The 12,288-nt window shown below is 73.7% G+C and carries 11 protein-coding genes; 10 read left to right on the top strand and 1 reads right to left on the bottom strand.

The window, feature by feature from the left end:
- The first annotated feature begins 14 nt into the window (after positions 1-14).
- Positions 15-470, top strand: coding sequence for an HNH endonuclease (locus P9841_RS05250; RefSeq protein WP_349306927.1), 456 nt, complete (start codon positions 15-17; stop codon positions 468-470).
- Positions 471-564: 94 nt separating this feature from the next.
- On the opposite strand, the gene P9841_RS05245 is transcribed toward P9841_RS05250, so the two are convergent.
- Complete coding sequence (locus P9841_RS05245) at positions 565-1,563, bottom strand: LacI family DNA-binding transcriptional regulator (RefSeq protein WP_222171708.1); 999 nt, start codon at positions 1,561-1,563, stop codon at positions 565-567.
- Between the two features lie 368 nt (positions 1,564-1,931).
- On the opposite strand from P9841_RS05245, the gene P9841_RS05240 reads away from it, so the two are divergent.
- The 9 genes from P9841_RS05240 to P9841_RS05200 all read left to right on the top strand — a co-directional run bounded on the left by P9841_RS05240 (position 1,932) and on the right by P9841_RS05200 (position 12,269).
- Positions 1,932-2,993 carry a LacI family DNA-binding transcriptional regulator gene (locus tag P9841_RS05240; RefSeq protein WP_283321861.1) on the top strand — a complete coding sequence of 354 codons (1,062 nt, stop codon included), beginning with the start codon at positions 1,932-1,934 and terminating at the stop codon, positions 2,991-2,993.
- A 72-nt stretch (positions 2,994-3,065) separates the two neighbouring features.
- On the top strand, positions 3,066-4,376 hold the full coding sequence (locus P9841_RS05235) for an ABC transporter substrate-binding protein (protein WP_283321010.1): 1,311 nt from the start codon (positions 3,066-3,068) through the stop codon (positions 4,374-4,376).
- Positions 4,377-4,458: 82 nt separating this feature from the next.
- Entirely contained in the window at positions 4,459-5,397 is a 939-nt protein-coding gene (locus tag P9841_RS05230) for a carbohydrate ABC transporter permease (protein WP_283321009.1), read from the top strand.
- Entirely contained in the window at positions 5,397-6,314 is a 918-nt protein-coding gene (locus tag P9841_RS05225; protein ID WP_283321008.1) for a carbohydrate ABC transporter permease, read from the top strand. The genes P9841_RS05230 and P9841_RS05225 overlap by 1 nt, the downstream gene beginning before the upstream one ends.
- Before the next feature lie 13 nt (positions 6,315-6,327).
- Positions 6,328-8,601 carry an alpha-xylosidase gene (gene yicI, locus P9841_RS05220; RefSeq protein WP_283321007.1) on the top strand — a complete coding sequence of 758 codons (2,274 nt, stop codon included), beginning with the start codon at positions 6,328-6,330 and terminating at the stop codon, positions 8,599-8,601.
- A 185-nt stretch (positions 8,602-8,786) separates the two neighbouring features.
- Complete coding sequence (locus P9841_RS05215) at positions 8,787-10,241, top strand: GH1 family beta-glucosidase (RefSeq protein WP_283321006.1); 1,455 nt, start codon at positions 8,787-8,789, stop codon at positions 10,239-10,241.
- Positions 10,242-10,315: 74 nt separating this feature from the next.
- Positions 10,316-10,627 (top strand): Rv1322 family protein, encoded by a 312-nt coding sequence (locus P9841_RS05210; RefSeq protein WP_283321005.1) that lies wholly within the window; start codon positions 10,316-10,318, stop codon positions 10,625-10,627.
- A 38-nt stretch (positions 10,628-10,665) separates the two neighbouring features.
- A complete protein-coding gene (locus tag P9841_RS05205; protein WP_283321004.1) occupies positions 10,666-11,457 on the top strand; it encodes an alpha/beta hydrolase in 792 nt (263 codons plus the stop codon).
- Positions 11,454-12,269 (top strand): alpha/beta fold hydrolase, encoded by an 816-nt coding sequence (locus tag P9841_RS05200; RefSeq protein ID WP_283321003.1) that lies wholly within the window; start codon positions 11,454-11,456, stop codon positions 12,267-12,269. The genes P9841_RS05205 and P9841_RS05200 overlap by 4 nt, the downstream gene beginning before the upstream one ends.
- Positions 12,270-12,288 lie beyond the last annotated feature (19 nt).

The raw sequence follows: 12,288 nt of genomic DNA, 5'->3' as shown, positions 1-12,288 counted from the left end.
GGTACGGTGCGACCGTGCCGCCCGTGCCCCCTGCCCGCCGGTTCCGCCCCGCCGGCCCCGCGGCCCGCGCCCGCTACGCGAAGCGCCGGCAGCGCCGGCTCTCCCGCGTGGAGAACGACCTCACGGCCGCGCAGTGGGCGGCCCTGCTCGCGGCGTGGGACGGGTGCGCGTACTGCCGCGCGCCGGGTCCGGGGCTCCAGCGGGACTGCGTGATGCCGGTCGCGCGCGGCGGCCGGTACACGGTCGAGAACGTGGTCCCGGCCTGCGCCTCCTGCAACGCGAGCAAGCACGACGACGAGGTCACCGGGTGGCTGCGGCGCAAGAAGCTGGACGAGCAGGCGTTCCTGCTCCGGCACGCGCTGGTGCTGCGGTCGCTGCGCGCGGCGACGGCCGATGCGGCGGCTGCGGACGAGCCGGGAGCAGCGGGGGAAGACGGGTCCGTGGCCGGCGGGAGCGCCGTCGCCGGCTAGTGCGGTGGCGCCGTCGCGCGCTACGGCGTCTCGGCTCGGCCCCCGCTCGGCGGTGGCGGTGTGCCGTGCTCGTGCGAGCGGCGAGGTGGCCGCGTCAGACGGCCGCGACGCTGCCGTGGTCCGTGTACGCGGGGGCGACGAGCCGGGTCTCGGCCAGGTCCTCGCCGGCGAGGCGGGCCATCGCCATCTCGACCGCGAGCCGGCCGATGCGGTTCCCGGGCACCTCGATGATCGAGACGGGGACGGGCAGGGCGGCGGCGACGTCGGCGGGGCTGACGGCGACGACGGACAGGTCCTCCGGGATCCGCAGCCCCCGGTCGGCGGCGCGCGCCAGCACGCCCCCGAGCGCCGCCTCGTTGTGGACGACCAGCCCGGTCGTGCCGGGGTGCTCGTCGAGCACGCGGTCGAGGGCCTGCGCGCCGCCGGTGAAGGTCGGCTCGGCGGGCACGACCGCGACGTCGGCGCCGCTGGTGGCGGCCTGCTCGAGCACGCCGTGGCGCATGCGGACCGCGTAGTTCGCACGGTGGTCGAGGCGGTCCTGCGACGCGGCGACGAGAGCCAGCCGACGGTGCCCGTGCCGGGCGAGCTCCCGCACCGCGAGCCGGCCGGCCCCGGCGAAGTCGAGGTCCACGCAGCTCAGGCCCGTGGTGTCGTCGGGCACACCGATGAGGATGCTCGGCAGCGTGAGCGACCGCAGCGCCGGCAGGCGGGCGTCGTCCGCCTCGATGTCCATGACGATGAGCGCGTCGGCGGTCGAGCTCGCGGCGATGCGGGTCATGCCCTGCGGGTCGTCCTGCGTGAGCACCAGCACGTCGTGGTCGTGCTCACGGGCGGTCGTGACGACGCCGCCGACGAACTGCATGATGATCTGCACGTTGATGCCGGGCCGGAACGGGACCATCAGCGCGAGGACGTTGCTGCGGCTGGAGGCCAGGGCGCGCGCGCCGGCGTGGGGGCGGTAGCCGAGGTCGGAGATCGCCTGCTGCACCCGCTCGCGCGTGGGGGCGGAGATGGTGCGCTTGCCGCTCAGCACGTAGCTGACGGTCGAGACCGAGACCCCCGCCGCCCGGGCCACGTCCCCGATGGTCGCCATGCAGCACAGGGTAGTGGTGTGCCGGTGCGGGGCGTGCCGACCGGCCCTCCGGGGTGCGGCCGGCGCGTGCTCGAGGTGGTCGAACACGCAGGTCAGAAGACGTCCTCCATTGGGTGAAGCGCTTCGACTGTCGGGGCTCGCCGAGGGGCGACCGAGGTCCGATCTGCCCGTCCACCCTGGGCGTACAGCCGCATGAACACCGCCGCCACGACATCGAATCGCTTCGACCCGTTCCGTGACCATTTCGATATCTCCACCCCTGGACGCCGCCGCCCCCGGCTGCCTAGAGTGACGACCGCGCGAAGCGCTTCGACTCTCATCGACGAGAGTCACCGCTCGAGGAGGAGGGGAGACCGGTGGTCGTGACGATGCAGGACGTCGCACGCCGGGCCGGCGTCGCCCTGTCGACCGTCTCCGCGACGCTCACCTCCGCACGGCCGGTCTCCGCGGCCACCCGGGCGCGGGTGCAGGCGGCGATGGACGAGCTCGGCTACCGCCCGAACGCCCTCGCCCGCGGCCTCGCGTCGCGCCACAGCCGCGTGCTCGCCCTCACGTACCCCGTCGGGGCCTCCGGCCTGAGCAGGACGTCCGCCGAGTTCGTGCTCGGCGCCGCGGCCGGCGCCCAGGAGCGCGGGTACCAGCTCGTGCTCTGGCCGTTCGCGGTGGACGACGGGGCCGGCGTGCTGGAGGTCGCGCGGCAGGGCCTGGCCGAGGGCGTGCTCGTCATGGAGGTGCACCTGGAGGACGCCCGGGTGCGCGGACTGCGCGCCGCCGGCGTGCCGACGGCGCTCATCGGGCGGACGGCCGGCGACACCGACCTGCCGTCCGTCGACGTGGACTTCGAGGCCACCCTGCACGACGCGGTGGAGCACCTCGCCGCGCTCGGCCACCGCCGCATCGCGTTCGTCAACCACGCGGCGCACCGGGTGGCGGAGGGGCACGGGCCGACCGTGCGCGCCGCGGCCGCCTACGAGCGCGCGATGCGGCTGCGCGGGCTGACGTCCCGGCAGGTGCACGCCGACGAGTCCGTGACGGGCGGGCGGGTCGCCGTCCGGCTCCTGCTGGCCGACGCCGAGGCGCCCACCGCCGTCGTCACCATGAACGAGGACGCCACCTTCGGCGTCGTCGCCGAGCTCGGCGCGCGCGGCGCCGCGGTCCCGGACGACGTGTCCGTGCTCGCGGTCGTGTCGTCGCCCGCCGTGACGGGCCAGTCGGTCCCGCCGCTGACGACGCTGCACGCGCCGGGTGCCGAGCTCGGTCGCGCCGGCGTGGACGTGCTGCTCGCGCTGCTCGGCGTCGGCACGCCCCCGCCCCCGGCGGTGCTGGCCTGCCGGCTCGTGGACTGCGGCAGCACCGGCCCCGCGCCCACGGGGACGCCGGCCGGCCCGGCCGGCGTCGTCGCCCCGGCGGTCGCGGCCGCCGCCCCCTAGACCCACCCGAACGGGCCGGCGACCGCCGCGCCCGGACAGCACGGAGCAGGAACTCGACGAGGAGGACGTGTGATGGCAGTGCAGCGGAAGACGGTCGTGGCGGGTGCCCTGGCGCTCGCCCTGCCGCTCGCCCTGGCGGCGTGCGGCGGTGACAGCAGCGGCGGGGGCGGCGGTTCCGACGCCGACACCCTCACCATCTGGCACTACGAGAACGACGACTCGGCCATGGGCCAGGCGTGGAACAAGGCCATCGAGATCTTCGAGGACGAGCACCCCGACGTCACGGTGAACGTCGAGAACCAGACGTTCGAGCAGATCCAGAAGAACGCCAAGATCTTCCTGACCGGCGACGACGTGCCGGACGTCATGGAGTACAACAAGGGCAACGCCACGGCCGGGCAGCTCGCGTCGCAGGGCCTCATCACGCCGCTGACGGAGGAGGCCGAGTCGCGCGGCTGGGACTCGACGCTCCCGGCGTCCATCCAGACCACGGCGCGCTACGACGAGCAGGGCCTCATGGGCTCCGGCGACTGGTACGGGGTGCCGAACTACGGCGAGTTCGTCGGCGTGTACTTCAACCAGGACATGCTCGACGAGTACGGCATCGCCGTGCCGACCACGTTCGACGAGTTCGAGGCCGCGCTCGCGACGTTCCAGGAGAACGGCGTCACCCCGCTCGCCGAGGCCGGCGCGGAGTACCCGATGGGCCAGCTCTGGTACGAGCTCGTGCTGCACTACGCGGACCGCGAGCTGGTCGACGACTACCAGCTGTTCTCGGCCGACGTGGACTTCCACGGCGACGCCTTCACGCAGGCGACCGAGAAGCTCGACGAGTGGATCAAGGCCGGCTACGTCGCCGCGGACTCCGCCGCGCTGACCGCGGAGGACATGGGCGTGTCGTTCATCAACGGCACGTACCCGTTCATGGTCTCGGGCTCCTGGTGGTTCGGGCGCCTGACCGAGGAGATCCCGTTCACCTGGGGCCAGACGCTGTTCCCGGAGAACACGATGCACCCGGGCTCCTCGGGCAACCTCTGGGTCGTCCCGGAGAACGCGGTCGCGAAGGACCTGGCGTACGACTTCATCGACATCACCCTGCGCCCCGAGGTGCAGGAGGTGCTCGGCCAGGCCGGCGGCCTGCCGGTCGCCGGTGACTCGTCCGCGATCACCGACCCGAAGACGAAGGAGCTCACGGAGAACTTCGAGGCGATCCTCGACGACGACGGCCTGGCCTACTACCCCGACTGGCCGGTGCCGGGCTTCTACGACGTGCTGGTCTCGGAGTTCCAGTCGCTGATCAACCAGTCGAAGACCCCGTCCGAGGTGCTCGACGGCCTGTCCTCGGCGTACGAGTCGGGCAAGACGGACCTCCTCGAGGGCTGACCCCGACCGCCCGGCCGGCGCCCCGCGTCCCCCTGCGGGGCGCCGGCCGGGACCCTCCCGCCGCCTTCACCGAGGAGCCGCTGTGACCACCGTCGACCGACCGCGGGTTCGCAACCGCCGCTCGCGCGACTGGCTCGGGTACCTCCCGTACCTCGTGCCCGGCCTCGTCGCGTTCACCGTCGTCATCCTCATCCCGTTCGGGATGAACATCTACTACAGCCTGCACAAGTGGAAGGGCGGCAACGCCCCGCTGCGCTGGTACGGGCTCGGCAACTACACCGACCTGCTGGCCGACGAGCAGTTCTGGACGTCGTTCCGCAACTCCGTCGCGATGATCGTCGCGATGGTGCTGGTGCCGACCGTGATCGGCCTGCTGCTCGCCACCACGCTGTTCGACGTGCTCGGCAAGCGGTTCGGGCCGCGCGTCGCCTCGGTGCTGCGCGCCTCGTACTACCTGCCGCAGATCCTCCCCGTCGCGGTCGCAGGCGTGCTGTGGAACTGGATCCTCAACTCCCAGACGGGCGCCCTCAACGTGCTGCTGCGGGAGGTCGGCGTGACGGACCCGCCGAACTGGCTGGGCTCGACGTCGACCGCGCTGCCGACCGTGATGCTCGTGCTGATCTGGATCCAGATCGGGTACCCGGTGGTCATCTTCATGTCCGCGCTGCAGCGGGTCGACCCGGAGCTGTACGAGGCCGCCGAGCTGGACGGCGCGGGCTGGTGGCACCGGTTCCGCGCCATCACGATCCCGCAGATCAAGCCCGAGACGTTCGTCATCACGCTGACCTGCACGGTGGCCGCGCTCAAGGTCTTCGGGCCCATCTACGTGCTCACCCGCGGCGGCCCCGAGTCGTCGACGCTCGTGCCGAGCTACTACTCGTACCTGAACTTCTTCGACAAGTCGAAGGTCGGCTACGGCGCCGCGATCGCCAACGTCCTGACGGTCCTCATCATCGTGGTGGCCGTCGTGATCATGGTGCTGCAGTCCCGCAGCGCCCGCCGTGAGGAGGAGGGTCGCTGATGGCCGCCCCGATCGAGACGCTGCCGACGCCCGTCGCCGCCGGCCGGCCGCCGCGCCCGCCGCGCGCCCGGGCCACGGACACCGACCGCCGGCACCGCCGCGGCACCGCCCGCTGGTTCGTGCTCGCCGCCGCGGTCCTGGTGGCGGTGCTCATGCTCGTGCCGTTCGTCATCATGGTGCTCAACGCGTTCAAGGCGCCGGCGGACTACTCGCAGAACGGCCCGCTGTCGTGGCCGGCGGAGTTCTACACCGAGGGTCTGCGGAGCTTCTGGACCCGCGTGAACTTCCCGGAGAAGCTGGTCAACTCGGTGTGGATCTCCGGCACCGTGGCCGTGTTCGGCGTGACGCTGTCGCTGCTGTCGGCGTACGCCCTCGGCGTCGGGCGGGTCAAGGGCCGGATGTGGGTCGTCACGCTGTTCCTGCTGGCGAACATGCTCCCGCAGGAGGTGCTCGTCTACCCGCTGTTCCAGATGGCGCAGGAGGTGGGCCTGTCCAACAACCAGTGGTCGGTCATCATCATCTTCACCGTCATCCAGGCGGCCTTCGGCACGTACCTGCTGTCGTCGGTGCTCGGCACGTTCCCGCGGGCCCTGCTCGAGGCGGCTTCGCTGGACGGTGCGGGCCGGTGGCGCACGCTGTGGGGCGTGGTGTTCCCGGTGGTGCGGCCCACGCTGAGCGTCCTGCTCATCTTCTTCTTCATCTGGACGTGGAACGAGTTCTTCATCCCGCTGGTCATGCTCACGACCAACGCCACCCAGACGATCCCCGTCGCGCTCGCCTCCCTGCAGGGCGACCGCATGATGGACGCGCCCACCACGAACGCGGGCGCGCTCGTCTCGATGGTCCCCGCGATCATCTTCTTCCTGATCTTCCAGCGGACCCTCACCCGCGGCATCACCGCGGGCGCGGTCAAGTAAGGGCAGCGCATCCATGAAGTTCACCGACGGCTACTGGCAGAACCTGCCCGGGGTCGACATCCTGCGTCCGCGAGCGGTCGACGAGGTCGTGGTCGGCGAGCGGGGTCTGACCGCGTACGCCGGCGTGCGCCGGCTGGAGACCCGCGGCGACTCGCTCAACCACCCGCTCGTCACGATCACGCTCGACTCGCCCGCCGAGGGGGTGCTGGGGGTGACGATCGAGCACCACCAGGGCGGGGTGGAGCGCGGCCCGGCGTTCGCGGTCGCGGACGCCCGCCCGGACGTCGTCGTCACCGGACCCACCGCGGACGACCCGCGCGCCGCCCTCACCACCGGCAACCTCACGGCCCGCGTCGCGACGACGGGGGAGTGGGCGCTCGACGTCGAGGTGGACGGGCGCGTCGTCACGGGGGCGACCTCCCGCGGCGTCGGGATCGTCACGGACGCCGACGGCCGGCAGTTCGTGCGCGAGCAGCTCGCCCTCGGGGTCCGCGACCACGTCTACGGCCTGGGGGAGCGGTTCACCGCGTTCGTGAAGAACGGGCAGGCGGTCGACGTCTGGAACGCCGACGGCGGGACGTCGTCCGAGCAGGCGTACAAGAACGTGCCGTTCTACCTGACCGACGCCGGGTACGGCGTGTTCGTGGACCACCCGGGCCACGTCTCGTTCGAGGTCGGGTCCGAGGTCGTCTCGCGCACGCAGTTCAGCGTCGAGGGGCAGCGGATGCGCTACTACGTCATCGCCGGGCCCGACCCGAAGGACGTGCTGCGCCGGTACACCGCCCTGACCGGACGGCCCGCGCGGGTCCCGGACTGGTCGTACGGCCTGTGGCTCTCGACGTCGTTCACCACCGACTACGACGAGCAGACGGTGACGTCGTTCGTCGACGGCATGGCCGAGCGCGGGCTGCCGCTGTCGGTGTTCCACTTCGACTGCTTCTGGATGCGCCGGTTCCACTGGAGCGACTTCGTGTGGGACCCGGCGACGTTCCCGGACCCCGAGGGGATGCTGGCGCGGCTGCACGAGCGGGGCCTGCGGGTGTGCGTGTGGATCAACCCGTACATCGCGCAGCGGTCGCACCTGTTCGCCGAGGGTCGCGAGCGCGGGTACCTCGTGACCCGCGCGGACGGCTCGGTGTGGCAGTGGGACCTGTGGCAGGCCGGCATGGCGCTCGTGGACTTCACGAACCCGGACGCCGTCGCCTGGTACCAGGGCGAGCTCCGGGCGCTGCTCGACATGGGCGTCGACTGCTTCAAGACCGACTTCGGCGAGCGGATCCCCACGGACGTCGTCTGGCACGACGGCTCGGACCCGGAGCGGATGCACAACTACTACACGCACCTGTACAACAAGGCGGTCTTCGACCTGCTGACCGAGGTGCGCGGCGAGGGCGAGGCGGTGCTGTTCGCCCGCTCGGCGACGGCGGGCGGCCAGCAGTTCCCCGTGCACTGGGGCGGCGACTGCGAGTCGACGTTCGTCTCGATGGCCGAGTCGCTGCGGGGCGGGCTGTCGCTCGCGTCGTCGGGCTTCGGGTTCTGGTCGCACGACATCGGCGGGTTCGAGGGGACGCCGGACGCCGCGGTGTTCAAGCGCTGGCTGGCGTTCGGGATGCTCTCCTCGCACTCGCGGCTGCACGGGTCCGGGTCGTACCGGGTGCCGTGGGCGTTCGACGAGGAGTCCGTCAAGGTCACCCAGCGGTTCACGGAGCTCAAGCTCTCGCTGATGCCGTACCTGTCGGCGGTCGGCCGCGAGGCGCACACCGACGGGCTGCCCGCGATGCGCCCGATGGTGCTGGAGTTCCCGGACGACCCGGGTGCGGCGACCGTCGACACCCAGTACCTGCTGGGGTCGTCGGTGCTCGTCGCGCCGGTGTTCTCGGCGGAGGGCGACGTGGACGTGTACGTGCCGGAGGGGGAGTGGACCTCGCTGCTCGACGGGTCGCGGGTCCGCGGCCCGCGCTGGCACCGCCAGCGCCACGGGTTCGACTCCCTGCCGGTGCTGGTCCGGCCGGGCACGGTGCTGCCGGTCGGCGCCCGCACGGACCGGCCCGACTACGACCACGCCGAGGGCGTCACCCTGCGGCTGTTCGGGCTGGCCGACGGGCACGAGTCGGTCACGCGGGTGGCGCGCCCGTCGGGCCGGGAGGCGGTGTTCCGGGTGACCCGCTCGGGCGACCGCGTCCGTGCGGAGGCCACCGGCGACGTGCCCGGTGCGTGGGCCGTGGCCCACGGGCTGGGTGCGCCGGTCGCGGCCTCCGGCGCCGTGCTGGAGGTCCCCGCGACCTGACCGACGCCCCGCCGTCCGGCGGCGGGGCGTGGCCGGCTCGCCGCGCCCCGCCACCGGGAGCACCCGGACGGCGTCGACCCACCCGTCCCGCGGCAGGAGTCGCGGGAGCGCTCCCACACCGTGTATCGTATCGATTCGACAGGGTTGTCCCCGGACGGCCCGCCACCCGACCCCCGAGGACAGCCATGCCGACCACCCGTCCGTCCGGACGACAGTTCCCCGCCGACTTCCTGTGGGGCTCCGCCACCGCCTCGTACCAGATCGAGGGCGCCGCCACCGAGGGCGGGCGCGGCCCGTCCATCTGGGACACGTTCTCCGCGCGCCCCGGCGCCGTGCTGAACGGCGACACCGGCGACGTCGCCGCCGACCACTACCACCGGGTGCCCGAGGACGTCGCGCTCATGCAGCAGCTCGGCCTCCAGGCGTACCGCCTGTCCATCGCCTGGCCGCGCGTCCAGCCGGACGGCTCCGGCGCGTGGAACGACGAGGGCATCGCGTTCTACGTCGACCTGGTGGACCGTCTCGTCGAGGCCGGGATCGCCCCCGTCGTGACCCTGTACCACTGGGACCTGCCGCAGGCCCTCGAGGACGCCGGCGGCTGGGGCAACCGCGACACCGCCTACCGGTTCGCCGAGTACGCCCGGAAGATGGCCGAGGTGCTCGGCGACAAGGTCACGGTCTGGACGACGCTCAACGAGCCGTGGTGCTCGTCCTACCTCGGCTACGCCTCCGGCGTCCACGCCCCGGGCCGCACCGAGCCGGCCACCGCGCTCGCCGCGGTGCACCACCTCAACCTCGCGCACGGCCTCGCCGCGCGCGCCGTGCGGGACGTGCTCGGCGACGCCGCGCAGATCTCCATCACCCTGAACCTCCACGTGACCCGCGCGGCCTCCGACGCCCCCGAGGACGTCGCCGCCAAGCGCCAGGTCGACCTGGTGGCCAACGAGGTGTTCCTGCAGCCGCTGCTCGAGGGCCGCTACCCGCAGGAGGTCCTGCCCCAGACCGCGCACCTCACCGACTGGTCGTTCGTGCAGGACGGCGACCTGGAGCTGATCCGCGTGCCCATCGACCTGCTGGGCGTCAACTACTACTCCACCGGCAAGGTGCAGCGCCTCCAGGGCGAGCCGGTCGTCGGCGACGGCACCCCCGGTCCCGACGGCCACAAGTCCTCGGTCGTCAGCCCGTGGGTCGGCTGCGACGACGTCGAGTGGCTGCCGCTGCCCGGCCCGCACACGGCCATGGGCTGGAACATCGAGCCCGAGGGCCTCACCGAGCTGCTGCTCGACCTGCACCGCCGCTACCCGGGCCTGCCCATGGCGGTCACCGAGAACGGCGCCGCGTTCTACGACGAGGTGTCCGCCGACGGCCGGGTGCACGACCTGCCGCGCGTCGAGTACCTGCACGACCACATCGACGCCGTGGGCGCCGCGATGGACGCCGGCGCCGACGTGCGCGGGTACTTCGTCTGGTCGCTGATGGACAACTTCGAGTGGGCGTACGGCTACGACCGCCGCTTCGGCATCATCCGCGTCGACTACCCGACGGGCGAGCGCACCCTGAAGGACTCCGCGCTCTGGTACCGCGACCTCGTCGCGACCCGGACGATCGCGCCGGCGGAGACGGCCGCCACCCTGTCCTGACCCACGCCGCCGCGCCGGGGGCGGTCACCGCGAGGTCGGTGGCCGCCCCCGGGCGCGTCCGGGATCATGGGGGCGTGCCCTCGACCCGTCGCTCCGGCAAGCGCCCGTACACCGCCGAGCACGTCCCGCTCGACCTCGAGCGCGTGCGCGGCGGGCGCACGTCCGAGGAGGGCCCCGACGGCACCTGGACGGTGCAGCGCGTCGCCGGGTCCGAGCGCACGTACCGCTGCCCGGGCTGCGACCAGGAGATCGCGCCCGGCACGCCGCACGTCGTCGCCTGGGCCGCCGACGGGATGTTCGGGCCGGACGCCGCGCTCGCCGACCGGCGGCACTGGCACGCGGCGTGCTGGTCGGCGCGGGGACGCCGCAGGCCCACCCGGCGCTGACGGCCGGACCGCACGCCCCCGGACTACGCTCGACGGCGATGACCACCGACGCCGCCTCCACCGCCATCCGCTCGCTGACCGTCCTGCCCGCGCACCGCGAGGACGTCGAGCTGCACACCGCCGACGGCCTCACGCTCGTCGGCGAGCTCGCCCTCCCCGTCCACCCCGACGGGACCCCCAGGACGCCCGCCGCGACGCTGGTCACCCTGCACCCGCTGCCGACCCACGGCGGCTACATGGACTCGCACGTGCTGCGCAAGGCCGCCTGGCGCCTGCCGGCCCTCGCGGACATCGCGGTGCTGCGGTTCAACACCCGCGGCACGTCCAGCCCCCGTGGCACCTCGCAGGGGTCGTTCGACGAGGGCCGGTCGGAGAAGCTCGACGTGCACGCCGCCATCGAGCTCGCCGAGTTCCGCGACCTGCCGCACCCCTGGCTCGTCGGGTGGTCCTTCGGCACGGAGCTCGCGCTCATGCACGGCCTCGACCCGGCGGTCGAGGGCGCCGTGCTGCTGTCCCCGCCGCTGCACCGCGCCACCGACGCGGACCTCGACGCCTGGGACGCCGACGGGAAGCCGCTCGTCGTCCTGGTGCCCGAGCACGACGACTACCTGCGCCCCGCCGAGGCCCGCGAGCGGTTCGCGCGCGTGCACCAGGCCGAGGTCATCGGCGTCGACGGCGCGAAGCACCTGTGGGTGGGGGAGGCGTACGTCCGCCGCGTGCTCGACGAGGTCGTCCGGCACGTCCGGCCCGGCTTCCCCGTGCCCCTGCCGACCACGTGGGACGGCCCGAGCGAGCAGGCCGCCACCGGCGCCCCCGAGGAGGACGCATGACGCACACCCCGCGCGCGACCGCCGTCGTCCACGCGCTGCGACCCGGGACCGGCCTGCCGCTGGTCCTGCTGCACGCCTTCCCGCTCGACCACCGGATGTGGGAGGACGCCGCCGCGCTGCTGCCCGGCGCCCCGCACGGTGCCGCCGCGCAGCCCGTGCTCGCGCTCGACCTGCCGGGCCTCGGCGCCGCGCAGGGCGTGCCGCTGCCCGACCCGTCGCTCGACGCGTCCGCCGACGCCGTCGCCGCGGCGCTCGCCCGGGCCGGTCACGACCGCGCCGTGGTCGCCGGCCTGTCCATGGGTGGCTACGTCGCCCTGGCGGTCCTCGAGCGGCACCCCGGCCTGGTCGCCGGGCTCGGGCTGCTCGACACCAAGGCCGGCGCCGACACCGAGGAGGCCCGCGCCAACCGGCTGCGCATCGCCGACGCCGTCGAGTCCGCGGGGACGGTCGACGAGGTGCTCCCCATGGCCGACGCGCTGCTCGGGCGGGCCGCCCGGGACCGCGGGACGGCGGACCGGGTGCGCGCGTGGATCGGGGCCCAGCCTCCGGCCGGTGTCGCGTGGTCCCAGCGGGCGATGGCGGCCCGCCCCGACCGGACGGCGCTGCTCGAGGAGTTCACGGGGCCGGCCCTCGTGCTGGTCGGCGAGGAGGACCAGCCGACGCCCGTGGCCGAGGCGCGCCGGACCGCGGGGCTCCTCGGCGTCGAGCCCGTCGTCGTCCCGGGAGCCGGGCACCTCACGGCGGTCGAGACCCCCGGCGCGGTCGCGGCCGCCCTCGCGGAGCTCCTCGCACGGGCGGCCGCCGGGCGCTGAGGCCGCGGCGGGCGCGCCG

It is taken from the genome of Cellulomonas sp. ES6 (assembly GCF_030053835.1).
Classification (GTDB): Bacteria; Actinomycetota; Actinomycetes; order Actinomycetales; family Cellulomonadaceae; genus Cellulomonas.
The sequence above is the reverse complement of the archived record's forward strand: the minus strand, read 5'-3'. Positions and strand labels throughout refer to the sequence as shown.

What these genes read in the sequence shown, in the direction of transcription:
- P9841_RS05240 (WP_283321861.1), top strand. Translation starts at nt 1,932, where the DNA reads ATGCAGGACGTCGCACGCCGGGCCGGCGTCGCCCTGTCGACCGTCTCC.
- P9841_RS05245 (WP_222171708.1), bottom strand. Translation starts at nt 1,563, where the DNA reads ATGGCGACCATCGGGGACGTGGCCCGGGCGGCGGGGGTCTCGGTCTCG.
- P9841_RS05200 (WP_283321003.1), top strand. Translation starts at nt 11,454, where the DNA reads ATGACGCACACCCCGCGCGCGACCGCCGTCGTCCACGCGCTGCGACCC.
- yicI (WP_283321007.1), top strand. Translation starts at nt 6,328, where the DNA reads ATGAAGTTCACCGACGGCTACTGGCAGAACCTGCCCGGGGTCGACATC.
- P9841_RS05235 (WP_283321010.1), top strand. Translation starts at nt 3,066, where the DNA reads ATGGCAGTGCAGCGGAAGACGGTCGTGGCGGGTGCCCTGGCGCTCGCC.
- P9841_RS05225 (WP_283321008.1), top strand. Translation starts at nt 5,397, where the DNA reads ATGGCCGCCCCGATCGAGACGCTGCCGACGCCCGTCGCCGCCGGCCGG.
- P9841_RS05205 (WP_283321004.1), top strand. Translation starts at nt 10,666, where the DNA reads ATGACCACCGACGCCGCCTCCACCGCCATCCGCTCGCTGACCGTCCTG.
- P9841_RS05215 (WP_283321006.1), top strand. Translation starts at nt 8,787, where the DNA reads ATGCCGACCACCCGTCCGTCCGGACGACAGTTCCCCGCCGACTTCCTG.